Origin of the sequence: Rhodococcus sp. As11 (genome assembly GCF_048957735.1) — a bacterium.
Lineage (GTDB): Bacteria > Actinomycetota > Actinomycetes > Mycobacteriales > Mycobacteriaceae > Rhodococcus > Rhodococcus gordoniae.
Map to the genome: position 1 here is coordinate 434,548 of NZ_JARDJE010000001.1, position 22,233 is coordinate 456,780.

Here is a 22,233-nt window from a genome sequence, read left to right on the forward strand (position 1 = left end):
GACACTGCCCTATTCCGCGTACCACTCGCTCTCGACCCGGCCCGAGGTGGCGCCGAACCACAGTTGGGTGCCCAGGGTCTCGAGTGCGGGTACACCGGAATGCGACGGGGCGGCGAGGAGCAGTTCGCCGGCGCGCCGCCCCTTGTCCTTCTGCGGTTGCCGCACGGTCGTGAGACCCTCGCGCATCGCTTCGTCGATGCCGTCGAATCCGGTGATCGACAGGTGCCCGGGCACGTCGAGACCCATCTGGTTGGCCCATGCGAGCGCGCCGAGCGCGAGTACGTCGGTGGTGCACACGAGCGCGGTGATCCTCGGGTTGACCCGCATGATCTGCGCTGCGGCGGACATGCCGTCCTCCGCCGTGTGGGTGTAGCGCTCGACGACGGTGAGCGAGTCGGGGGCCAGGCCCGCAGCGCTCATGGCGTCCTGGACGCCGCGGATGCGTTCTCGCTGCACGTGGAAACCGCCGGTCCCGAGGGTCGACAGATCGACGACCCCGTCGTGTCGTTCCCGGCCGAGGCGCATCGACAACATGCCGATCTCACGGTGGCCGAGCTCGACGAGATGGGCCGCGAGATCGCGCATCGCCCGCCGGTCGTCGATGCCCACCACCGGGGTGTGCTCGAGTCCGCGCGGCTGGTCGCACGCCACGACCGGGAGGTGCCGTTCGAGTACGGCCGCCAGATAGGGATCCTCGGCAGGGACCGAGTACACGACGAAACCGTCGACGGACGACCGGTGCACGACCTGTGCGGCCTCGTCGTCGGTGCGTCCGGGTCCGGCGGGGATGAGCAACAGCCCCTGCCCCGCCGCCTCGCACGCCTCGGACAGTCCCGACAGGAAGCTCATGGCGGCAGGATCCCGGAAGGAGTAGCTCAACGCTTCGGTGAGCAGGACCCCGACCGCTCCGGCCTTGCGGGTACGCAGCGACCGCGCCATCGGATCCGGTCCGGCATATCCGCGTCGCTTGGCAACTTCGAGGACACGCTCACGCAGTTCGGCGGACAACTGATCGGGACGGTTGTACGCGTTCGAGACCGTGGTGCGGGAGATCTTCAACTCGGCGGCTATCGACGCCAGGGTCGCCTGTCGGCGCGGCTGACGAGACCTGGACATGAGAGGACCGTAGTCCTGTGTCGGTGCTCACGACCACTCAGGGATGGTGGGAGGGTTTCGCGCCGTCCGCTAAAGTGGAACGGTAACGGTTACCAATAACGTTTGGGTCGGTCGCTCGGTCGTTCCGGACCCCGTTCGCCGAAGACCGCCGATCCTCAGGAGAAGAACTGTGCGACTGTCCTCCCGCACGGCCCTCGCAGCCGCTGCCGTAGCCTGCGCGACCGCACTCGCCGCGTGCGGCACCGATACCTCCGGCGCCGACGACGACGCGATCAGCGTCGTCGCCTCCACGAACGTGTGGGGTTCGATCGCGCAGGCCGTGGCCGGAGACCGCGTCGAAGTCCGCTCGCTCATCACCGAACCGAACGCCGACCCGCACTCCTACGAGGCCAGCCCCCTCGACGCCGCGGCGATCAGCGACGCCTCGCTCGTGGTCTACAACGGGGGCGGCTACGACCACTTCGTCGACGACATCCTCGACGCGAGCGGCGAGAAGCCGGCCGTCGTCGAGGCCTTCACCCTGTTCGAGTCCGGCGCGTACTCGGATCTGCATGCCGGGCACGATCACGGCAACGAGGATTCGGCCGAGAATGATTCGGATACAGCAATTTCCGATGATCATTCGCACGAGACCGGAGACGGTCACTCGCACGAGGGCCACGACCACGGCGGCATCAACGAGCACGTCTGGTACGACCTCGCGACCGCCGACGCCGTCGCGCACGCGGTCGCCGACCGGCTCGCCGAACTCGATCCCGAGGGTGCCGCCGTCTACGAGACCAACGCGGCAGCATTCCACGAGAATCTGCACTCCGTGGCGGATGTCGTCGACAGGATCGCCGACACGCACGGCAACGCTCCCGTCGCTCAGACCGAGACCATCGGTCACTACCTCGTCTCGGCCGCGGCACTCGACGACGTCACTCCCCCGGACTTCACCAACGCCATCGAGAACGGCACCGATCCGTCCCCGGCGGCGATCGCGGCGACGCGGCAACTGCTGGTCGACAAGCAGGTTCGCGTCCTGATCTACAACCCGCAGACCGAGGACCGGATCAGTCGCGAGATGCGCACGGCAGCAGAGTCGTCGGGCGTCGCGGTGGTCGAGGTTTTCGAAACCCTGCCCGACGGTGTCGACTACATTCAGTGGCAGGCCCGGACCGCCGAGACCCTCGCCGCCGCGCTCGAGACCGCCTCCTGACCATCCGATCGAGAACACGGACTTCGGTGACACCTCCTCCATCCGACCGCACACCCACCGTCGAACTCCGCGATGCCCGGCTGGCATTCGGAGATCGCGTCCTCTGGGAAGGTCTCGACCTCGTCGTCGAACCCGGCGAGTTCCTGGCGGTGCTCGGACCCAACGGTGCCGGCAAGACATCGCTGCTCAAGGTGCTGCTCGGCCAGCTCCCGCTCACCTCGGGAACGGCGACGATCGCCGGGCAGCCCGTCCGAACCGGGAACTCCCACGTCGGCTACGTACCGCAGCAGAAGTCACTCGACGAGGGCGTACCGCTCCGGGGACGCGACCTCGTCGGCCTCGGTATGGACGGACACCTGTGGGGCACCGGCCTGCGGACCCGCCGGCGCCGCCGCGTCGCGGTCGACGACGCGATCGCCCAGGTGGGCGCCGAGTCCTATGCCGGCGCCCCGATCGGCACACTCTCCGGCGGTGAGCAGCAGCGGCTGCGTATCGCGCAGGCCCTCGTGGGCGATCCGCGGGTGCTCCTGTGCGACGAACCGTTGCTGAGTCTCGATCTCGCCAACCAGCACCTGGTGTCGTCGCTCATCGACCGCCGCCGCCGCGACCACGACACCTCCGTACTGTTCGTCACCCACGAGATCAACCCGATCCTGCCGCTGGTGGATCGCGTGCTGTACCTCGTCGACGGCCAGTTCCGCATCGGCACTCCCACCGAGGTGATGACCTCGCAGGTGCTCTCCGAGCTGTACCGCACCGACGTCGAGGTGCTCGAGATGCGCGGACGTCTGGTGGTGGTCGGCACCGGCGACGCCATCGACGCGCTCGGCAGCGCCGGCGGACTGCGCCCCGGGGAAGGCGTCCACCACGATCACGAGGACCACGAATGAGCAGCAAGTTCACCGACGCCCTGGGCCGGATGTTCGACGTGGAGACCACCGCCGAACTCCTGCAGTACGACTTCGTGCAGCAGGCGCTGGTCGCCGGTGCGATCCTCGGCCTGCTCGCCGGCGTGATCGGCCCGTTGATCATCAGCCGTCAGATGGCGTTCTCCGTGCACGGCACCTCCGAGCTGTCGCTCACCGGCGCCGCCGCGGCGCTCATCGTCGGGGTCTCGGTGGGGCTCGGCGCCGTCGTGGGTGCCGTGATCGCCGCGATCCTCTTCGGGGTCCTGGGAACACGTGCGCGCGAACGGGACTCCGTCATCGGTGTGGTGATGGCCTTCGGTCTCGGCCTGGCCGTCCTGCTGCTGTGGGCCTACGACGGGCGCACCGGTGCCGCCTTCTCGTTGCTCACCGGTCAGATCGTGGCACCCGGTGGCACCGGCATCGCCCTGCTCGCCGCGTGCGCTGCCGTCGTGATCCTCACGCTGCTGGTGATCTACCGTCCGCTGCTGTTCGCCAGCACCGACCCGGAGGTCGCGGCCGCCCGCGGCGTCCCGGTCCGCGCGTTGTCGATCGTGTTCGCGGTACTCGTCGGTGTCACCGCCGCCCTCGGCGTGCAGATCGTCGGGGCGCTGCTGGTGATGGCGCTGCTCATCACCCCGGCCGCCGCGGCGGCACGCGTGGTCAGCGGACCGCTCGCCGCCACCGTGCTGTCGGTGGTCTTCGCAGAGATCTCGGCGGTCGGCGGCATCCTGCTCGCACTGGCGCCCGGCGTGCCGGTCTCGGCGTTCATCACGACGATCGCGTTCGTCATCTACATGGTGTGCCGCGTGATCGGCACCGCCCGCAGCCGGCGGGGTTCCGGACGGGTCGCCGCAGCTGTCTGACCGACGCGAACGCGATCGTCCCGTGGCCCTGGCATTCGCTCGGTGGTGCGAGCCCGGGCACGGTGTGCGATCCCGAGGCCGGGTGCTCGGCCGGCGCGGGTTGTACGTGCTCGACGGCGCCTAGACTCGGGGCGTGACCCGCATCGATCTCAACAGCGACCTCGGCGAGAGTTACGGCCGGTGGCGTCTGGGCGACGACGAGACCATGCTCGACATCGTCACCAGCGCCAACGTGGCGTGCGGATTCCACGCCGGCGACCCGGCGACCCTGCTGAGCACCTGCCACGGCGCCGCGAAGCGCGCGGTGCGGATCGGCGCCCAGGTCGGATACAACGACCTCGCCGGCTTCGGTCGCCGCTTCATCGAGGTGCCGTCCGCGGATCTCACCGCCGAGATCATCTACCAGATCGGTGCACTGGACGGGCTCGCGCGAGCGGCGGGCTCGTCGGTCGGCTACGTCAAACCCCACGGCGCGCTGTACAACGCGATCGTCCATCATCGCGAGCAGGCCCGGGCCGTGGTGGACGCGGTGCGCGCCTACGACGCCTCACTGCCCGTCCTCGGGCTGCCCGACTCCGTCTTCCTCGAGGAAGCCGAACGGGCCGGTCTGAGGGTCGTCACCGAGGCGTTCGCCGACCGCGCCTACACCCCCGCCGGGACGCTGGTCTCCCGGCGCGAACCCGGTGCGGTACTGCACGATCCGGACGAGATCGCCGAGCGGGTCCTGCGCATGGTCACCGAGGGAGTGGTCACCGCGATCGACGGGAGCGACATCCGTGTGGGAGCGCAGTCGGTGTGCATCCACGGCGACTCCCCCGACGCCACGGCGGTGGCCGTCGCCGTCCGGCGCCGCCTCGACGCCGAGAACATCGACATCCGGGCGTTCGTGTGACTCCCGGGACGCCGCGAGGTACACCTATGAGGATCATCCGCGCCGGGGACAGCGCACTGCTCGCCGAGTTCGAGTCCCTCGACCAGGTTCTCGGCCACTTCCGGGCGCTGGACCGGGAGCGGCCCGGAGGCGTCGTCGATCTCGTTCCGGCGGCTCGGACGCTGCTGGTGAGCTTCGATCCGACCGAGACGAACGTGCAGGTCGTGCACCGGTGGATCGCCACCACCCCACCGTTGTCCGAGGGAGCCACCACCATCGAGGAGGTGACGCTCGAAGTCCGGTACGACGGAGCCGATCTCGAAGAGGTCGGTGAGTCGACCGGCCTGGGCGCCGACGGCGTGGTTGCCGCCCACACCGGCAGCCTCTGGACGGTCGCCTTCGGCGGATTCGCGCCCGGCTTCGCCTATCTCACCGGTGGGGACCCGCGGTTGCACGTGCCGCGCCGCAGTTCGCCGCGCACCACCGTGCCGTCCGGCGCAGTGGGGCTCGCAGGCGAGTTCTCGGGCGTCTACCCACGGCAGTCGCCGGGCGGGTGGCAGCTGATCGGAACCACCGACGCCCCGCTGTGGCAACCGGATCGAACCCCTGCGGCACTGTTGCGGCCGGGACACACGGTGCGCTTCGTAGCACTCTGATCCGCTCGCTCGACCTCGGTTCCACTGCGCCGTTGCGCTCGGTCCCACTGCGCTGTTGCGCTCGGTCCTACTGCGCCGTTGCCCTCAAATACCCAGCACGGTCTTCGCGATGAGGAAGTAGATCACCAGGCCGGTCGCGTCGACGAAAGTCGTGATGAACGGGTTGGAGAACACTGCAGGATCGGCGCGAATCGATTTGGCCACCAACGGCATCGCACCACCGACCGTGGCTGCGAGAGTGCAGGTGCTCACCAGCGTCAACCCGATCACCGCACCCACCGACGAGTCGTAGACCAGGGACGTCAGGACGAACGCGACCGTTCCCAACAGAACTCCGAGGGACAGACCCACCCGGAACTCGCGGGCGATCACCCTACCGATGTCGTGCGGTGTCACGTCGTCGAGTGCCAGCGCGCGGGTGACGGTGGTGGCGGCCTGATTTCCGGTGTTCCCGCCGGTGCCGATGATCAACGGCACGAACAGCGCGAGAGTGACCACCTGGTCGAGGGTCGACTCGAAGACCTCGAGGACCTGGACCGTGAGTGTCGCGCCGAGCGCCAGGACGAGCAACCACACCACCCGTGAGCGCACCAACTGCCCGACCGGTGTCGCGAGATACGGCCGGCGCAGCGGCTCGGTACCACCGATCCGGGCCTGATCCTCGCTGTCGGCGACCTCGAGGATCCGAAGGGCGTCGTCCACGGTGAGGATGCCCACCAGTCTGGTCTCGCTGTCGACGACGATCAACGCCAACAGTTCGAGTTCGGCACATCGGCGCGCGGATTCCTCTGCATCGTCGGTGACGCGGGCCCAGTACGGTTCGTTCATGATGTCGGCGATCACCGTTCCCGGCGACGCCCTCATCAGCGCGCGCAGGCCGATCACACCTACGAGCACGCGCCCGTCGTCCACCACCGGCAGGGTGTACACCGTTTCCGCGTCGTCGAGGCGACGACGTACGGCGTCCATCGCCTCCTCGGCGGTCATGTCCTGACGCAACGACACGAAGGCCGGACTCATCCGCCGGCCGATCGCACGCTGCGGATAGCCGAGAATCGTGGAGGTCATCTCCCGCTCGTCCGGCGGCAGTCCGTGCAGCAGCGACGAGGCGACCGTGGCGGGGAGCTCGTCGAGCAGTTCCACCCGGTCGTCCGGTTCGAGGCCGGCGAAGATCGCGGCCACCTGATCGTCGCGTAGACCGCGGACCAGTTCGCTCCGCATGCTCGGATCGAGATGTTCGAAGACCTCGATCGCACGGTCCTTGGCCAGAAGCCGGTAGAGCACCGCACGGTCGGTCCGGCCGAGCCGTTCGAGCACGTCGACGACCTGGTCGACCTTCAGTTCCGCGACGGCGTCGTGCGCTGCCGGAAGATCGTCGGCCTCGAGGGCCTTCTCGACGAGTCTCGTCGTCGCACGGACGTCCGCTTCCTCCATGCCCGGCACCTCCGTCCTCGATCATCTTCAACCTATCCCGTCCTTTCGGTAGAAGTTCGGCCGGGCAAGCGAACGCGGTGGGTGAGAATGAACGTCGTGGCGTGGTTCGAGGTGATCTCCGGTGGAATGCTCACGACGGTGCAGGATCGCGGACGTCCCGGTTACGGCTCCTCGGGGCTCACCCGGTCCGGTGCCGCCGACCGGCGCGCGCACGACGCGGCGAATCGGCTCGTGGGCAACCGGCCGGACGCCGCGACACTCGAGGTGACCGGCGGCGGTCTCGTCGTCCGCAGCGTCGGCGAGACGACCGTGGCGGTGACAGGCGCCCGCGCCGACGTGACCGTGTGCAATCGTCCGGTCGGCGACTGGGCACGCATCACCCTGCGGAACGACGACGTACTGCGGATCGGCCTGCCGAACGACGGCCTGCGGATCTACCTCGCCGTGCGCGGCGGCATCGATGTCCCGGAGGTGCTCGGCAGCAGATCCACCGACACCTTGTCGAACACCGGACCGTCACCGGTACGCACCGGCGACCGGCTGCTCGTCGGCGCGATGTCGGCCGGCCTGCCCGACGAGGAACAGTTCCCACCGCCGCCACCGATGGGCGATCCCGTGGAGGTCCGGGTGCGGCCCGGGCCGCGCGACGACTGGTTCACCCCCGGATCACTGCGTGCCCTGTTCCATGAGACCTGGACGGTGACACCACAACTCGACCGGGTGGGCATCAGGTTCCATGGCCCCGGCCGCCTGCACCGGGCACGGCACGAGGAGATGCCCAGTGAGGGCATGGTTCCGGGGTCGCTGCAGATACCGCCGGACGGGCACCCGGTGCTGTTCCTCGCCGACCATCCCGTCACGGGCGGCTATCCGGTCGCCACAGTGGCGATCGCCGCCGACCTGCCCGTCGCGGCGCAACTGCGTCCCGGGCAGCGGGTGCGGTTCGTACCGGTCCGGTGATCGGCCGGTCCTGCGAGCGTCAGATCCGGGACCGGACGGACGGATCGGCCTCGTCCGTCGGGTCGGCGGTCGTCACCCGTCGCACGAAGGTGATCGCCTCGTCGAGTGCGTGTTCCGCCGGCGGCGAGATACCCGGCAGGCTGAGATAGCCGTGCACCGTGCGGGGGTAGTCGGTCTCCGTCACGTCACCACCCTTGTCCCGCAACGCCGACGCATATCGAACGGCGTTGTCGCGCAACGGGTCGTGTCCTGCCACTTGCACGAGGGCGGGCACGGCGGCACCGGCGAGCGTGCCGCGTAGCGGTGCCGCGGTCGGCGCATACGGGTCGGCTCCGGCGAGATAGAGACGCACGAACGCCCGCATGCCGCGGGAGGTGAGCACCGGAGCGTTCGCGAACTGCCGCTCCGACGGGAACTCCTCCTCCATCTCCGTCGCCGGATAGATCAGCACCTGACCGACCGGCAGCGGACCGTCCGACCGCCCGGCCACATCGGCGACCACGGCGGCGAGATTGCCGCCGGCGCTGTCGCCCGCGACCACGACGCGGGACGGATCACCGTCGAACTCCGCAGCGTGCGCGACGACCCACCGGAACGCGGCCCAGCAGTCCAGTACCGCCGCGGGATACGGATGTTCGGGGGCGAGCCGGTAATCCACCGACACCACCACGCACGGGGTCCGCGCGGCCGTGTGACTCGCCCACCATTCGTTCTGCTCCGGATTGCCGAGCACCCACCCCCCACCGTGGAACAGCAGAACGACCGGCAGCGGGCCGCTCACACGTGCGGAGGGTCGATAGATCCTCAGACGAGTCCGGACCGGCGAGTCCTCGGCTTCGAGGTCGTCGATCGCGTCGTGCTCGAGATCGACCCACCTGTCCTCGATCCGCACGCCGGGATGCGGCCGGCCCGAGATCAACCGGCCGACCGGAGACGCCAGCAGTTTCGCGCGCGCAGCACGGCGTGCGGGAATCTCGTCGACGCGGGCGTCGGCGATGGACTTGCCGGTGAAGCGTTCGAGGAACGCGAACACCGTCGTGCGGAACGGCAGAGAGGCGGCCACGAGGACAGACTAGGCCCTCGTGGCGGTAGAGCCGGCCGACTCGGCCAGGCCCGGCGCTGCCGCGTAGTCGGTCAGGCCCGGCGCTGCCGCGTAGTCGGTCAGGCCCGGCGCTGCCGCGCGATGTCGGCGAGCACCACACCCGCGGCGACGGAGGCGTTGAGCGACTCGACGTCGCCGGCCATCGGGATCGACAGCACCGCGTCGCAGGTCTCGCGCACCAGGCGCGAGAGTCCCTTGCCTTCGGAACCCACGACCACGACCACGGGATCGGTGCCGTCGAAATCGTCGAGGTTGGTGTCGCCACCCGCATCGAGACCGACGACGCGGACACCCCGGGACTGCCAGTCCTTGAGAGTGCGCGTGAGGTTGGTGGCACGCGCGACGGGCAGCCGCGCTGCGGCTCCGGCACTCGTGCGCCACGCCACCGCGGTCACCGACGCCGAGCGGCGCTGCGGGATCACCACACCGTGCCCGCCGAAGGCCGCGACCGACCGGATCACGGCACCGAGATTGCGCGGATCGGAGATGTTGTCGAGGGCCACGAGCAGCGGCCGCTCGTGATTCTCCGCGGCGCGGGCGAGCAGGTCGTCGGGATGCGCGTAGCGGTACGGCGGCACCTGGAGACCGATGCCCTGATGCATCCCGTTGGCCGACAGGCGGTCGAGTTCGGAACGCGAGACCTCGAGGATCGAGATGCCCATCTCGGCCGAGCGTTGCACGGCTTCCTTGAGCCGCTCGTCGGACTCCGCGCCGAGGGCGACGTACAGAGCGGTCGCGGGGACACCGGCACGCAGGCACTCGACGACCGGGTTGCGGCCCAGCACCATCTCCGGGCCGTCCTCGGCCTTGCGACCTGCTGCGGGGCGACGACCGCCGCCGCGAGGATCTGCGGCCTTGGCCGCGGCCCGGGCACGCCGCGCGGCGGGGTGGTAGGGCCGGTCCTCGGCCTTCGGGGTGGCACCGCGCGCTTCGAGGCCGCGACGCCGCTGCCCGCCGGACCCGACGACCTGGCCCTTCTTCGTGCCGCCCTTACGAATAGCGCCGCGACGCTGGGAATTGCCTGCCATCACTGTCCTGCTTTCAGAGACCACTCGGGTCCGTTGGGCGTATCGGTCACTTCGACCCCCGCAGCTGCGAGACGATCCCGCACCTCGTCGGCCACCGCCCAGTTCTTCTCGGCCCGGGCGGTCGTGCGGCGTTCGAGATCCGCGCCGACCAGGACGTCGAGGGCCGTGAGCGCGGCCGATCCGGAATCGTCGGTGGAGCACCAGTGCTCGTCGAGCGGGTCGACACCGAGGATGCCGAGCATGCTCCGGATCTGCGACGCGATCTGCACGGCCGCGTCGAGATCACCGTTGTCGAGCGCCTTGTTGCCTTCGCTGCGCTTGCGGTGGATCTCGGCGAGCGCCTTGGGCACACCGAGGTCGTCGTCGAGTGCTTCGGCGAAGGCGTCCGTCCAGGCACCCACGGGTACCTCTCCGGCCCGGTCGCGGGTCTTGAGCACGAACGACTCGAGCCCCCGGTAGGCCGCCGCCGCTTCGGCGAGCGCGTCGTCGGAATACTCGAGCATCGAACGGTAGTGGGCGCTGCCGAGGTAGTACCGCAGTTCCTGCGGGCGGACCCGGGCGAGCACGTTGGGGATGGACAGCACGTTGCCGAGCGACTTCGACATCTTCTCGCCGCCCATCGTCACCCAGCCGTTGTGCAGCCAGTAGCGGGCGAAGCCGTCGCCTACGGCGCGGGACTGGGCCATCTCGTTCTCGTGGTGCGGGAAGACGAGGTCCATGCCTCCGCAGTGGATGTCGAAGGTGCCCCCGAGATAGAAGCCCGCCATCGCGGAGCACTCGAGATGCCAACCGGGACGACCGCGCCCCCACGGGGTGGGCCACGACGGCTCCCCGGGCTTCTCGGCCTTCCACAGCGTGAAGTCTCGCGGGTCGCGCTTGCCGAGTCCGGCGCTCTCACCCTGATGGACGTCCTCGATGCGGTGACCGGAAAGGGCTCCGTATTCCGGATAGCTCAGCACGTCGAAATAGACGTCGCCGTCGGCGGCGTAGGCGTGCCCGGCGTCGATGAGACGCTGGATGAGTTCGATCATCTGTGTGATGTGGCCGGTCGCGCGGGGTTCCACCGAGGGGGGAAGCACACCGAGCGCGTCGTAGGCGCGGTTGAAGGCCCGCTCGTAGGTCGAGGCCCATTCCCACCACGGCCGGCCCGCTTCTGCTGCCTTGCGAAGAATCTTGTCTTCGATGTCTGTGACATTTCTCACAAACAGGACATCGAGGCCCTTGGCTCCGAGCCATCGGCGGAGCACGTCGAACGCAACGCCGCTGCGTACGTGCCCGATATGGGGTTCGCCTTGGACGGTGGCCCCACACAGGTACACCGAGGCCTGGCCGGGGGTCAGCGGTTCGAAATCCCGCACGGCCCGCGATTCGGTGTCGTATAAGCGCAAGGTCACGACCGTCGATCCTACCGCTCGTCCTGCTGCGCCAGGACCAGTGCGGTCGCAACCGCGGCCACACCTTCCCCCCGGCCGGTGAGGCCGAGTCCGTCCGTCGTGGTTGCCGACACGGAGACCGGACCGCCGAGCGCCGCGGACAGCACCGCCTGCGCCTCCTCGCGTCGCGGCCCGATCTTCGGGCGGTTCCCGATCACCTGAACGGCGGCGTTGCCCACCACCCAGCCGGCGTCGGCGAGCAGACGTCGCACCTCCTCGAGCATGGCGACGCCGGAGGCACCGGCCATCTCGGGTCGCCCCGTACCGAAGACGGCTCCGAGGTCGCCGAGACCGGCGGCCGAGAGCACGGCATCGCACAGGGCGTGCGCGGCGACGTCACCGTCCGAGTGGCCCGCGCAGCCGTCGGCGTCCTCGAACAGCAGACCGGCCAACCGGCAGGGCCGACCGGGCTCCACGGGATGCACGTCCGTTCCGATACCGACACGCACGATGCTCACATCTCCTTCTCGGTGCGAACGCCGGACGCGAGCACGGCACGTGCCAGCACCAGGTCCAGCGGGGTGGTGATCTTGAAAGCGAGCGGATCGCCCGCGACAGTGGTGACGCGTTGGCCCGACCGCTCGACGAGTCCCGCGTCGTCCGTGGCGTCGGCAGCGTCGCGGTTCGCCCGCTCGAGCAGCGCGACGTCGAATCCCTGCGGGGTCTGTACCGCGCGGAGGGTCGAGCGGTCGGGGGTGCCGGTGACAGCGCCCTCGGCGTCCACACTCTTGACGGTGTCGACGACGGGCAGGACGGGGATCACCGCGTCGCTGCCCGCCCGCAGCGCGTCCACGACCCGGACGAACAGATCGGCCGGGGTGAGCGCACGCGCGGCATCGTGGACGAGGACGAACCGTGCTCCCGATGCCGCCGAGAGACCGGCACGCACCGAGTCGGCGCGTTCGGCACCACCCGCCACCACGCTCACCCGGTCGGCGAACGCCTCACCGACCAGCCGGGCCGCGGGCGTCGCGGCCAGTTCGGGTGGCGCGACGATCACGACACGATCGACCACCGCCGAGGCGAACATCGCCTCGACCGAGCGGTCGAGCATGGTGCGGCCGTCGAGTTCCACGAACGCCTTGGGCAGTGGTTCACCCAGGCGGACACCACGGCCGGCCGCCGGAAGGATTCCGACGACCGGCCCGTTGCGATCGTTCATGTGCAGTTTGCCGATGTCTCGCGCCGATCAGGAAGCGGCGGCGAGAACCTCGTCGAGCATGGTTTCCGCCTTGACGTCGTCGGTGCCTTCGGCGAGCGCGAGCTCACCGACGAGGATCTGACGAGCCTTGGCGAGCATCCGCTTCTCACCTGCGGACAGGCCGCGGTCCTGCTCCCGGCGCCACAGATCGCGCACCACTTCTGCGACCTTGTTGACATCGCCGGAGGCCAGCTTCTCGAGGTTGGCCTTGTACCGCCGTGACCAGTTGGTGGGTTCTTCGGTGTGGGGTGCGCGCAGCACCTGGAAAACCTTGTCGAGGCCTTCCTGCCCGACGACGTCGCGAACTCCGACGTACTCCGCGTTCTCTGCAGGTACCCGGACCGTCAGGTCGCCCTGCGCGACTTTCAGAACCAGATATTCCTTCTGCTCACCCTTGATGGTGCGTGTTTCGATTGCTTCGATCAGCGCCGCACCGTGATGGGGGTATACGACGGTGTCTCCGACCTTGAAAATCATGTGTCCCGTGCCCCTTTCGATTCTCCCAGTTTAACACGTGACCACATCGCCCTCGCGTCAACGGTGCAGGTCAGGGGCATCGAGCGTTGAGCGCAGGGCTTGACAGGCAGTCTGTTCCGTGTATCGGGTGACGTCCGACACACCCTCCGATCGGCGCCGGCCGATATCGCCGCCCGGACGGGAATCCGCACGAGATCCGGCCCCGACGTACACAGCGCACACGGGAACTACTACTCTGCCTAGTGGATTGCGAGCCTTACTCGAGTGGAGGAACCCGTGACTGCTCTCAAAGCGCCGACTCGTCGAGTCGTGACCGCTCTCGCCCTTGCCGCGGGAGCGGCGCTCACGATGTCCGCGTGCAGCGCCGGTCAGATCACCCAGACCTCGACGCAGGTCGCGGCCATCAACGGTTCCAACGTGGACGCCGGCAGCCTCGCGCTGCGCAACGTGCACGTGATCTACCCGAACTCCGAGGAGTACAGCATCGAGGCCGGCGGCACCGCCCAGCTCGGCTTCACGATCGTCAACCTCGACCCGTACGTGGGCGACAACCTCACCGGTATCTCCACCGATTTCGCGGCTTCGGTCACGGGCACTCCCATCGAGGTCCCTCCGCAGTCCTCCGTGGTCGCCGGCGTCTCCGAGGCGAACGCCGCCCTCGTCGAGGAGGTCGACGAGTCGCCGCGTCCGAACAGCACCGAGGAGACCCCCTCCCCCGCTCCGGCCGGCGTCGTCAACAGCGTCGAGCTCGTGAACCTTTCCGAGGGTGTCCGTCCGGGCCTGACGATCCCCGTCACCTTCACCTTCGCCGAGGCCGGCGACGTGACCCTGTCCGTGCCGGTCGACGCCGGACCGGAGCTTCCCCGCGACGAGTCGGAACTCTCGCCGATCGTGGGCGAAGCACACTAGGAATTCCTTACGAGAGGGCCCGGTCGAGCACAGCTCGGCCGGGCCCTTCCGTATCCGCCCGATGTCGGTCCGACCGTCTATTCTCCGGCCGTGGCAAAGACCAAGACCCTCTACCGCTGTTCCGACTGCTCGCACACCGTCGCGAAGTGGGTCGGACGCTGCCCCGAATGCGGCACGTGGGGGTCGATGGACGAAGCACCCGTCCAGCCCGTCGCGGTCGCCGCACGAGCCGGCACCTCGCTCGCCCGCGCCGGTGCCGCCGCCGTGTTGCCGAGCACTCCGGCCACTCCCCTGTCGCAGATCGACGGCAAGGCGACGCACGCGAAATCCACGGGTATCCCGGAGCTCGACCGCGTCCTCGGCGGCGGCGTCGTCCCCGGTTCCGTCGTCCTCCTCGCCGGCGAACCCGGCGTCGGCAAGTCCACGTTGCTCCTCGAGGTGGTACACCGGTGGGCGCTGCGCGGCGAGTCCGATCGGGCTCTCTACGTCACCGGCGAGGAATCGGCCGGTCAGGTGCGGTTGCGCGCCGACCGCACCGGTGCCGTGCACGACCGGGTCTATCTCGCCGCCGAGAACGACCTCGCGACGATCTTCGGGCACGTCGAGCAGGTCGGGCCCACGCTGCTCGTGGTCGACTCCGTACAGACGATGCTCGCCGCCGACGTCGACGGCGTCACCGGCGGTGTCACACAGGTGCGCGCGGTCACCAGCGCCTTGACCTCCCTCGCGAAGTCCAGCGGCATCCCGGTGCTGCTCATCGGTCACGTCACCAAGGACGGCGGGGTGGCCGGTCCGCGTTCCCTCGAGCACCTCGTCGACGTGGTGCTGCACTTCGAGGGCGACAAGCACTCCACGCTGCGCATGGTGCGCGGGGTGAAGAACCGCTTCGGGGCCGCCGACGAAGTGGGGTGCTTCGAACTCGCCGAGGACGGGATCGTCGGCGTGAGCGACCCGTCCGGATTGTTCCTGCAGCACCGCGACGAGGCCGTGCCCGGCACGGCGGTCACGGTGACGATGGACGGCAAGCGCCCCCTCCTCGGTGAGGTCCAGGCTCTCGTGGTGCCCACCCACAATCCGTCTCCGCGACGTGCCGTGAGCGGCCTCGACTCCGCGCGGGTCGCGATGGTGCTCGCGGTGCTCGAGCGTCGCTGCGGTCTCGGCCGCCTCGGCAACTGCGATGTCTACGCCTCCACCGTCGGTGGCATGCGGATCACCGATCCGTCCGCCGACCTCGCGCTCGCGCTCGCCGTCGCCTCGGCCGTGCGCGACCAGCCCGTACCCGCCGGCACCGTGCTGCTCGGCGAAGTCGGTCTCGCCGGCGAGGTCCGTCGTGTGGCAGGCGCGGGCCGTCGTCTCGCGGAGGCGAACCGGCTCGGCTTCGACCGCGGAGTCGTTCCGCGCGATGTCGAAGGTGTACCGAAGGGCATGAAGAAGTTCGAGGTGTCGAACGTGGCGCAGGCGCTGTCGACGCTCGCGCGCTGACTCGCGTTTCCGCTGCCGTGTCGGCGACCGGTGCGAACATGTGTTCGTGTCCGACGCGACGGTGCTGCACGCCGACCTCGACGCGTTCTACGCGTCGGTGGAGCAGCGCGACGATCCGTGGCTTCGCGGCAAACCGATCGTCGTGGGCGGGGGCGTCGTGCTCGCGGCAAGCTACGAGGCCAAGGCCCACGGCATCGTCACCGCGATGTCCGGCCGGGCCGCTCGCGCGCTGTGTCCGGGAGTGATCTCGGTGCCTCCCCGCATGGAGGCCTATGCGCAGGCCTCCCGCGACGTGTTCGCGATCTTCGACCGCACGACGCCCCTCGTGGAGGGAATCTCGATCGACGAGGCGTTCCTCGACGTCTCCGGCCTGGGGCGCATCGCGGGCAGCCCCGTCGACATCGCCGCGCGCCTGCGCCGCACGGTCGCCGAGGAGGTGGGCCTGCCGATCACCGTCGGTGTCGCACGCACCAAGTTCCTCGCGAAGGTCGCGAGCGGAGTGGCCAAACCCGACGGCCTGCTCCTCGTCCCTCCGCATGCCGAACCGGAGTTCCTCCACCCGTTGCCGGTGGAGCGGTTGTGGGGCGTCGGCAAGGTCACCGCGGCGAAGCTGCACGCGCACGGACTGAGGACCGTGGCCGACGTCGCCTCCCGTTCCGAGTCCGATCTGGTTTCGCTGCTCGGACGCGCGGCGGGTCGCCACCTGCACGCCCTCGCGATCGGTCACGATCCGCGTCCGGTCCGTCACCGGCGGCGCAGTTCGATGGGCGCGCAGCACGCGCTGGGTCGCGGACCGCACAGCATGGAGTCGGTGGAGGAGACGCTGCAGTTGCTCGTCGACCGGGTATGCCGGCGGATGCGCCGATCCGGACGTCTCGGGCGCACGGTCGTCCTACGGATGCGGTTCGCCGACTACACCCGCGCGACGCGCTCTCACACCCTTCCCGGGGCCACCGCCCGCACCGACATCCTGTCGGCCACAGCACGCGACCTGCTCGACCGGACCCGGCCGCTCATCGCCGAGCGCGGTCTCACCCTGATCGGTATCGCGGTGACGAATCTCGCCGGCGAGGGCGTCGAACAGCTCGAGCTATTGTTCGACGAGCCGATCGACGCGGAGACCGGTACCGGCGATGCGCGGACCCATCGTGCCGTCGACCGGCACGCGCTCGATGCCGTCCTCGACGACCTGCACTCTCGCTACGGTGCCGGCGCGGTCACCTCGGCCACTCTGCTCGGGCGCGATCACCGTCCCGGGGTTCCGTTGCTTCCCGACGGCCCCGGCGAACCGGCCTCCTAGACCGCCGAGATGTCGTGCTCGCTCTGCGGGATGCCGTCGGCGTAGTCACGCCCCTTCGCGAAATGCTCGTGACCGACGACGACGAACAGCCCGACCGACGACGCCACCACGACATCCGGGTCGGCCAGCGGTCCGTCGACGATGCGTGCCTCCGCGCTGGTGTAGACCTTGCGCCGCACCGTGCCGTCGACGCGGGCACGGAACTCGAGGACCGAACCCAACGGGATCGGGCGGGCGAAATCCGTCTCGAAATGCCCGGTGACGACGGCGGTCCGCAGGGCGGCGTTGCACGCCATTCCCTGCACCTCGTCGAAGGCCGTCATCAGGATGCCGCCGTGGATGAACCCCGGTCCGCCCTGATAACGCGTGGCGACGTCGAGCCGGCCGAGCACGTCGAGGCCCTCACCGAGAGTGAAGTTCATCGCGAGACCCGACGGCTGGTCGTCGCCGCAACCGAAGCATTTACTCCAGTGCTGCGGTACGGAGACCCCAGGGCCGGGATGATCTTCCGGTAACTCGGGAACGACGAGATCGTCGGGCAAAGTCCAGGTGCTGCGCATAAGCAAGTAATGTAGTTGCGCGGTCGGGAGCGCCGATCCGGGAGTCCGCGCAGTGTGACGACGACCGCAGACCGCACACGGAAGGGATGTCCAGATGACCGAGTCGGCGCCGGCCTCGACGCTGAGCGACACCATCGCTCGCCTGGCGCCCGGCACTGCGCTACGCGACGGTCTCGAACGGATCCTCCGTGGTCGGACGGGCGGACTGATCGTCCTCGGTTTCGACGAGAAGGTCGCCGAGCTGTGCGACGGCGGATTCGAGCTCGACGTCGAATTCGCCCCCACCCGGCTGCGGGAATTGTCGAAGATGGACGGGGCGGTGGTCGTGTCCACCGACGGCTCGCGCATCGTGCGCGCCAACGTCCAGCTCGTGCCCGATCCGAGTATCCCCACCGTGGAGTCCGGCACCCGGCATCGCGCCGCCGAACGCACCGCGATCCAGACCGGCTATCCGGTGGTCTCGGTCAGCCAGTCGATGAGCATCGTCAGCGTGTACATCGACGGTCGTCGCCACGTCATCAACGACTCCGCGACCATCCTGTCCCGGGCCAACCAGGCCGTCGCGACACTCGAGCGCTACAAGGCCCGCCTCGACGAGGTGACCCGGCAGTTGTCCGTGGTCGAGATCGAGGACATCGTCACGCTGCGCGACGCGCTCACCGTGGCACAACGACTCGAAATGATGCACCGTCTGTCCGTGGAGATCGAGCAGGACGTGCTCGAACTCGGTACCGACGGTCGCCAGCTGGCCCTCCAACTCGAAGAACTCGTCGGCGACAACCAGCTCGCCCGTCAGCTCATCGTGCGCGACTACCTGGCCGGCGATCATGTTCCTTCTCCGCAGGAGGTCGATCAGGCGCTCGAGCGTCTCGCGCGCCTGACCGACGTCGACCTGCTCGATCTGACGACCCTTGCCCGCGCCTTCGGATATTCGGGCACCATCGAGGCCCTCGACACCTCGATGAGTCCTCGCGGTTATCGCGTGCTCCATCGGGTGCCGCGCCTGCAGACCGGGCAGATCAACCGCCTCGTGGGGGCATTCGGCACCCTGCAGGGGCTGCTCGCCGCCACCGCTGCCGATCTCCAGGCGGTCGACGGTGTCGGCGCCCTCTGGGCCCGGTACATCCGGGAAGGACTGTCGCGGCTGGCCGAAGCCGCCATCAACCACTACGACTGAACGGCACTCGTCTGCTCAGGGCGTGATGTTGAACGGTTCGGGCGCGCTACGCAGGCCGCCGAGCTGCCCCACCACGGTGTAGGCACCGGGACCGACCGGTTCGCGCGGTGCCGTACAGCCGGGTTCGGAGGTCGTCGCCGACCACTTGACGGAATAGGCCGCCTGGTCGCCCGGGGCGAGCGACCGGATGTCGGCGGTCGATTCGGGGAAGCAGTCGGTGTTCGCCCAGAGCCGCTCGTTACCGTCGAGGCTGTAGACGAGCACCTGCTGCAGACCGGCACCGAGGTCGCGTTCGCACTGCGAGGTCCCGATGTTGGTGATGACGATCGTGAAGTCGGGCTCGGAGCCGACCCGGTAGTTCGGCTCGTCGGCCGTCACCCGCACGGCGAGCGACTGATCGGAGCACTGCCCCGACGGAACCGGTGCGGCGGAGGTGGTCGTGGACGAATCACGCTCGCCCGTGTTCGCCGCGGCCGAACTCTCGGGGCCGCGCGAGCCGGACGAACCCGATCCTCCACCACTTCGCGTGGTGCTCGCGGACGCCGCCTCGGCGGACGCGTCGGCCGCCGTGGTCGTGGCGGAGGTCGTCACTTCCGCCGCCACGGGCTCGGGATTCGGATCGGGATCGTCGCCGCCGGTCAACGCCACTACGAGCCAGATGACCAGGGCCAGCACGACCACCGAGACACCGATCGCGAGAACACGTCGTCGCCAGTAGATCTCGGGGGGCAGAGGACCGGTCGGTTCAAGCACGCCCCCCACGGTATGTGCCGTGGGGGGCGCTCGGCTACACCACCGTCGGCGTGTCGCTGTGACCTGCGGTCACATCGCTGCCGCCGGCGGGTCCGCGCCGTCTCAGTTGTCGGAGACCTCGCCGATGTCGCCGATATGTCCCCGCAGGCTCACGCGACCGTCGTCGAGCTTGTAGGTGACGCCGACGATGGCGCAGCGGCCGTCCTCGACGCGCTCGGCGATGATCCGCGAACGATCCGTGAGCAACTTGCCCGTCTCGACGACGTGCCGGCCTTCGAGTTCGTCGACGCTGTCCAGGCCCTCGGCTCGGCCCATGAGGATCGACGGGGCGACGCGCTCGACGAGGCTGCGGATGTGGCCGCCGGGGACCGTGCCCTTGTCGAGAGCATCGATGGTCGCTGCGACGGCACCGCAGCTGTCGTGCCCGAGGATGACGATGAGCGGAACGTTCAGGATGTCGACGGCGTACTCGATGGAACCGAGCACGGAGCTGTCGATGACGTGGCCCGCGGTGCGGACCACGAACATGTCACCGAGTCCCTGGTCGAAGATGATCTCTGCTGCTACGCGGGAGTCTCCGCAACCGAACAGCACGGCGGTGGGATGCTGACCGTTGACGAGTTCGGCGCGACGGTCGATCCCCTGGCTCGGGTGCAGCGGGGTGCCACTGACGAAGCGATGATTACCCTCGGTCAGGGCTTTCCAGGCTGAGATGGGATTGGAATTCGGCATGCGTACATTATTCACCTGCGCGCATGTCCGATTTCGTCCGACATCTCCGTTGCGGATCCCCACCCCCCACCTTGTGATCGGAGGAGACCCGAGATGTCCGTGGATGCATCGTCGTTGCTGCGCTGGTATGCCGCCGGGGCCCGCGACCTTCCGTGGCGCCGCGACGGGGTGACGGGCTGGCAGATCCTCATGTCCGAGGTGATGCTGCAACAGACGCCGGTGGCCCGGGTGGCACCGATCTGGGAGGAGTGGGTGCGACGCTGGCCCGTGCCGTCGTCGATGGCCGCCTCGAGCCAGGCGGAGGTCCTGCGGGCGTGGGGCAAACTCGGCTATCCGCGCCGCGCGCTGCGTCTGCACGAGTGCGCCGGCGTGCTCGCCGCCGAACACGACGATCGGGTTCCCGAGGACGTCGATGTCCTGCTGAGCCTGCCCGGCGTCGGCGCCTACACCGCGCGGGCGGTGGCATGCTTCGCGTACGGGCAGCGTGTGCCGGTGGTGGACACGAACGTGCGGCGTGTCGTCGCCCGGGCCGTCCACGGTCGGGCAGAGCCGGGGAACCCGTCGACCACACGGGATCTCGCCGACGTCGAGGTGCTCCTCCCGAGTCAGCGTGCTCGTGCGGCGACCTTCTCCGCGGCGCTGATGGAACTCGGCGCGACCGTGTGCACCGCCCGCACCCCCGACTGCGGGCGCTGCCCGCTGCCCGACTGCGCCTGGGTGCAGGCCGGGCGACCCGCGCACGACGGGCCGCCCCGGAAGGCGCAGAAGTTCGCCGGCACGGATCGGCAGGTGCGCGGCCGGTTGATGGCGGTGCTGCGCGAGAGCAGCGTCCCGGTGGAGCGTCCCGTCCTCGACAGCGTGTGGACCTCGGATCCGGGTCAGCGCGACCGCGCCCTGCATTCGTTGCTGGTGGACGGTCTCGTCGAGCAGACCGACGACGGCCGGTTCGCGCTCGCCGGCGAGGGGTCGGTGTCCTAGAGTCGACTGCCCGACAGCGACTGCGTCGTCAGGAAGCGCTCCACGGCGGCACGGAACTCGCCGGGCCGGTCGTCGTGCACGAGGTGCCCCGCGCCCTCGACGAGGACGTACTCGGTGCCGGGGCGCGTCGCCATCTGCCGCATCTGCCCCTCCGGGGTGATGGTGAACTCGCCCTCGAGCAGCAGCGCGGGCACCCGGATCGAGTTCCACTCGTCCCAGAAGTGCCGCGACCCCCATTCCTCCGAGATGTCACGGAAGGTCGCGACGTCGCCGTGCAGATACCAGCCGTCCTCGCGCCGGACGAACGAATCGAGGAAATAACGCCCCGCGACGGGACCGAAACGGTCGAGCACCGCCTCCTCCGTGGGGAACGGTTGCGGCCACTGTTCGACCATCGCCGCCCAGTTCGCGGCGGTGCGGCCCCGGAAGTCGGGGGCCATGTCCTCGAGCACCAGCGCGGTCACACGTTCGGGACGAGCAGCGGCGAAGCACCACGCGTGCAGGGCGCCCATCGAGTGCCCGATCACGACGAGCGGTTCGGTGATCCCGTGCAGATGGGCGTCGAGATCGGCGACGAATGCCTCGGTGGTGAGGTCGTCGGGAGCGGAGCGCCCGTGGCCGGCAGCGTCGAAGGTGTGGACGTGCCCGTGTTCGCGCAGCCACGGCACGTGGCGACGCCACGTCCGCGCGCTGCCCATCAGGCCGTGCAACAGCAGGATGGGTCGTCCGGTTCCGCCCTCGTCGTGCAACACAATCGACCAAGTTAGCGGAGTAGGCTCTCGCGCATGGCAGTCGTGAAGATCAACGCAATCGAGGTTCCCGAAGGCGCAGGCCCCGAACTGGAGAAGCGGTTCGCCAATCGCGCGCACACCGTCGACAACTCCCCCGGATTCCTGGGTTTCCAGCTGCTCCGCCCCACCGCCGGCGAGAACCGGTACTTCGTCGTGACGCAGTGGGAGACCGAAGAGGACTTCGCTGCGTGGCGGGACGGCGGCGCACGTGCCGCTCACGCCGGTGAGGCGAGGAACCCCGTCGCGAGCGGCGCGTCGCTGCTCGAGTTCGAGGTCGTCCTCGACGTCAAGAAGTCCTGAG

Annotated in this window: 24 protein-coding genes; 12 read left to right on the top strand and 12 right to left on the bottom strand. The window is 69.3% G+C overall.

Annotated features, from left to right (window positions below; genetic code table 11):
* Nucleotides 1–9: 9 nt before the first annotated feature.
* Nucleotides 10–1,116, bottom strand: coding sequence for a LacI family DNA-binding transcriptional regulator (locus tag PV766_RS02115; RefSeq protein ID WP_026002835.1), 1,107 nt, complete (start codon nt 1,114–1,116; stop codon nt 10–12).
* Between the two features lie 169 nt (nt 1,117–1,285).
* Here PV766_RS02115 and PV766_RS02120 point away from each other — a divergent pair, with 169 nt between their 5' ends.
* The 5 genes from PV766_RS02120 (at nt 1,286) to PV766_RS02140 (ending at nt 5,615) form a co-directional block, all read left to right on the top strand.
* Nucleotides 1,286–2,317, top strand: coding sequence for a metal ABC transporter solute-binding protein, Zn/Mn family (locus PV766_RS02120; protein WP_421096302.1), 1,032 nt, complete (start codon nt 1,286–1,288; stop codon nt 2,315–2,317).
* Nucleotides 2,318–2,343: 26 nt separating this feature from the next.
* Nucleotides 2,344–3,207 (top strand): metal ABC transporter ATP-binding protein, encoded by an 864-nt coding sequence (locus PV766_RS02125; protein ID WP_016932103.1) that lies wholly within the window; start codon nt 2,344–2,346, stop codon nt 3,205–3,207.
* Complete coding sequence (locus PV766_RS02130; RefSeq protein WP_421096303.1) at nt 3,204–4,088, top strand: metal ABC transporter permease; 885 nt, start codon at nt 3,204–3,206, stop codon at nt 4,086–4,088. Before PV766_RS02125 ends, PV766_RS02130 begins: the two co-directional genes overlap by 4 nt.
* 133 nt (nt 4,089–4,221) lie before the next feature.
* On the top strand, nt 4,222–4,980 hold the full coding sequence (locus tag PV766_RS02135; RefSeq protein ID WP_064065435.1) for a LamB/YcsF family protein: 759 nt from the start codon (nt 4,222–4,224) through the stop codon (nt 4,978–4,980).
* 26 nt (nt 4,981–5,006) lie between these two features.
* A complete protein-coding gene (locus tag PV766_RS02140; protein ID WP_064065434.1) occupies nt 5,007–5,615 on the top strand; it encodes a 5-oxoprolinase subunit B family protein in 609 nt (202 codons plus the stop codon).
* Between the two features lie 84 nt (nt 5,616–5,699).
* On the opposite strand, the gene mgtE is transcribed toward PV766_RS02140, so the two are convergent.
* Nucleotides 5,700–7,049, bottom strand: a complete 1,350-nt coding sequence (gene mgtE, locus PV766_RS02145; protein WP_064065433.1) for a magnesium transporter — start codon at nt 7,047–7,049, stop codon at nt 5,700–5,702.
* Nucleotides 7,050–7,136: 87 nt separating this feature from the next.
* On the opposite strand from mgtE, the gene PV766_RS02150 reads away from it, so the two are divergent.
* Nucleotides 7,137–8,009: a biotin-dependent carboxyltransferase family protein gene (locus PV766_RS02150; RefSeq protein ID WP_421096304.1), complete on the top strand. Its 873-nt coding sequence runs from the start codon at nt 7,137–7,139 to the stop codon at nt 8,007–8,009.
* A gap of 19 nt (nt 8,010–8,028) precedes the next feature.
* Here PV766_RS02150 and PV766_RS02155 read toward each other — a convergent pair whose 3' ends face one another.
* The 6 genes from PV766_RS02155 to carD all read right to left on the bottom strand — a co-directional run bounded on the left by PV766_RS02155 (nt 8,029) and on the right by carD (nt 13,250).
* Nucleotides 8,029–9,072 carry an alpha/beta hydrolase gene (locus PV766_RS02155; RefSeq protein ID WP_421096305.1) on the bottom strand — a complete coding sequence of 348 codons (1,044 nt, stop codon included), beginning with the start codon at nt 9,070–9,072 and terminating at the stop codon, nt 8,029–8,031.
* A 98-nt stretch (nt 9,073–9,170) separates the two neighbouring features.
* A complete protein-coding gene (gene rlmB, locus PV766_RS02160; protein ID WP_129977264.1) occupies nt 9,171–10,139 on the bottom strand; it encodes a 23S rRNA (guanosine(2251)-2'-O)-methyltransferase RlmB in 969 nt (322 codons plus the stop codon).
* A complete protein-coding gene (cysS, locus tag PV766_RS02165; RefSeq protein WP_421096306.1) occupies nt 10,139–11,533 on the bottom strand; it encodes a cysteine--tRNA ligase in 1,395 nt (464 codons plus the stop codon). The genes rlmB and cysS overlap by 1 nt, the downstream gene beginning before the upstream one ends.
* An 11-nt stretch (nt 11,534–11,544) precedes the next feature.
* Nucleotides 11,545–12,021, bottom strand: coding sequence for a 2-C-methyl-D-erythritol 2,4-cyclodiphosphate synthase (ispF, locus tag PV766_RS02170; RefSeq protein WP_421096326.1), 477 nt, complete (start codon nt 12,019–12,021; stop codon nt 11,545–11,547).
* 5 nt (nt 12,022–12,026) lie between these two features.
* Nucleotides 12,027–12,734 carry a 2-C-methyl-D-erythritol 4-phosphate cytidylyltransferase gene (gene ispD / locus PV766_RS02175; protein ID WP_064063140.1) on the bottom strand — a complete coding sequence of 236 codons (708 nt, stop codon included), beginning with the start codon at nt 12,732–12,734 and terminating at the stop codon, nt 12,027–12,029.
* Nucleotides 12,735–12,761: 27 nt separating this feature from the next.
* On the bottom strand, nt 12,762–13,250 hold the full coding sequence (gene carD, locus PV766_RS02180) for an RNA polymerase-binding transcription factor CarD (RefSeq protein ID WP_006550486.1): 489 nt from the start codon (nt 13,248–13,250) through the stop codon (nt 12,762–12,764).
* A 276-nt stretch (nt 13,251–13,526) separates the two neighbouring features.
* On the opposite strand from carD, the gene PV766_RS02185 reads away from it, so the two are divergent.
* The 3 genes from PV766_RS02185 to dinB all read left to right on the top strand — a co-directional run bounded on the left by PV766_RS02185 (nt 13,527) and on the right by dinB (nt 16,941).
* A complete protein-coding gene (locus PV766_RS02185; RefSeq protein WP_064063139.1) occupies nt 13,527–14,159 on the top strand; it encodes a hypothetical protein in 633 nt (210 codons plus the stop codon).
* A gap of 90 nt (nt 14,160–14,249) precedes the next feature.
* The gene (radA, locus tag PV766_RS02190) at nt 14,250–15,641 is read left to right on the top strand and encodes a DNA repair protein RadA (RefSeq protein ID WP_421096307.1); all 1,392 of its coding nucleotides are present in this window, start codon (nt 14,250–14,252) and stop codon (nt 15,639–15,641) included.
* 40 nt (nt 15,642–15,681) lie between these two features.
* Complete coding sequence (gene dinB / locus PV766_RS02195; RefSeq protein ID WP_064063138.1) at nt 15,682–16,941, top strand: DNA polymerase IV; 1,260 nt, start codon at nt 15,682–15,684, stop codon at nt 16,939–16,941.
* Here the strand turns inward: dinB and PV766_RS02200 are convergent.
* A complete protein-coding gene (locus PV766_RS02200; protein ID WP_421096308.1) occupies nt 16,938–17,501 on the bottom strand; it encodes a PaaI family thioesterase in 564 nt (187 codons plus the stop codon). The genes dinB and PV766_RS02200 overlap by 4 nt on opposite strands.
* A gap of 94 nt (nt 17,502–17,595) precedes the next feature.
* On the opposite strand from PV766_RS02200, the gene disA reads away from it, so the two are divergent.
* Nucleotides 17,596–18,678, top strand: coding sequence for a DNA integrity scanning diadenylate cyclase DisA (gene disA / locus PV766_RS02205; RefSeq protein ID WP_129977267.1), 1,083 nt, complete (start codon nt 17,596–17,598; stop codon nt 18,676–18,678).
* Nucleotides 18,679–18,693: 15 nt separating this feature from the next.
* Here disA and PV766_RS02210 read toward each other — a convergent pair whose 3' ends face one another.
* Together PV766_RS02210 and PV766_RS02215 are read right to left on the bottom strand one after the other, a co-directional pair.
* The gene (locus PV766_RS02210) at nt 18,694–19,431 is read right to left on the bottom strand and encodes a hypothetical protein (RefSeq protein WP_064063135.1); all 738 of its coding nucleotides are present in this window, start codon (nt 19,429–19,431) and stop codon (nt 18,694–18,696) included.
* 102 nt (nt 19,432–19,533) lie between these two features.
* The gene (locus PV766_RS02215; protein ID WP_016931943.1) at nt 19,534–20,163 is read right to left on the bottom strand and encodes a carbonic anhydrase; all 630 of its coding nucleotides are present in this window, start codon (nt 20,161–20,163) and stop codon (nt 19,534–19,536) included.
* A gap of 93 nt (nt 20,164–20,256) precedes the next feature.
* Here PV766_RS02215 and PV766_RS02220 point away from each other — a divergent pair, with 93 nt between their 5' ends.
* Entirely contained in the window at nt 20,257–21,141 is an 885-nt protein-coding gene (locus tag PV766_RS02220) for an A/G-specific adenine glycosylase (RefSeq protein ID WP_255162125.1), read from the top strand.
* On the opposite strand, the gene PV766_RS02225 is transcribed toward PV766_RS02220, so the two are convergent.
* Nucleotides 21,138–21,893 (bottom strand): alpha/beta fold hydrolase, encoded by a 756-nt coding sequence (locus PV766_RS02225; RefSeq protein WP_064063133.1) that lies wholly within the window; start codon nt 21,891–21,893, stop codon nt 21,138–21,140. The two genes, PV766_RS02220 and PV766_RS02225, sit on opposite strands and share 4 nt — an antisense overlap.
* A 33-nt stretch (nt 21,894–21,926) precedes the next feature.
* Here PV766_RS02225 and PV766_RS02230 point away from each other — a divergent pair, with 33 nt between their 5' ends.
* On the top strand, nt 21,927–22,232 hold the full coding sequence (locus PV766_RS02230) for an antibiotic biosynthesis monooxygenase family protein (protein WP_064063132.1): 306 nt from the start codon (nt 21,927–21,929) through the stop codon (nt 22,230–22,232).
* The last annotated feature ends 1 nt before the right edge of the window (nt 22,233 follow it).

Bases quoted from the DNA above. Each gene is read 5' to 3' on its own strand.
- PV766_RS02200 (WP_421096308.1), bottom strand. From the start codon at position 17,501: ATGCGCAGCACCTGGACTTTGCCCGACGATCTCGTCGTTCCCGAGTTA.
- PV766_RS02230 (WP_064063132.1), top strand. From the start codon at position 21,927: ATGGCAGTCGTGAAGATCAACGCAATCGAGGTTCCCGAAGGCGCAGGC.
- ispD (WP_064063140.1), bottom strand. From the start codon at position 12,734: ATGAACGATCGCAACGGGCCGGTCGTCGGAATCCTTCCGGCGGCCGGC.
- rlmB (WP_129977264.1), bottom strand. From the start codon at position 10,139: ATGGCAGGCAATTCCCAGCGTCGCGGCGCTATTCGTAAGGGCGGCACG.
- PV766_RS02150 (WP_421096304.1), top strand. From the start codon at position 7,137: ATGAACGTCGTGGCGTGGTTCGAGGTGATCTCCGGTGGAATGCTCACG.
- PV766_RS02130 (WP_421096303.1), top strand. From the start codon at position 3,204: ATGAGCAGCAAGTTCACCGACGCCCTGGGCCGGATGTTCGACGTGGAG.
- PV766_RS02220 (WP_255162125.1), top strand. From the start codon at position 20,257: ATGTCCGTGGATGCATCGTCGTTGCTGCGCTGGTATGCCGCCGGGGCC.
- carD (WP_006550486.1), bottom strand. From the start codon at position 13,250: ATGATTTTCAAGGTCGGAGACACCGTCGTATACCCCCATCACGGTGCG.
- PV766_RS02115 (WP_026002835.1), bottom strand. From the start codon at position 1,116: ATGTCCAGGTCTCGTCAGCCGCGCCGACAGGCGACCCTGGCGTCGATA.
- disA (WP_129977267.1), top strand. From the start codon at position 17,596: ATGACCGAGTCGGCGCCGGCCTCGACGCTGAGCGACACCATCGCTCGC.
- mgtE (WP_064065433.1), bottom strand. From the start codon at position 7,049: ATGGAGGAAGCGGACGTCCGTGCGACGACGAGACTCGTCGAGAAGGCC.
- PV766_RS02215 (WP_016931943.1), bottom strand. From the start codon at position 20,163: ATGCCGAATTCCAATCCCATCTCAGCCTGGAAAGCCCTGACCGAGGGT.
- PV766_RS02140 (WP_064065434.1), top strand. From the start codon at position 5,007: ATGAGGATCATCCGCGCCGGGGACAGCGCACTGCTCGCCGAGTTCGAG.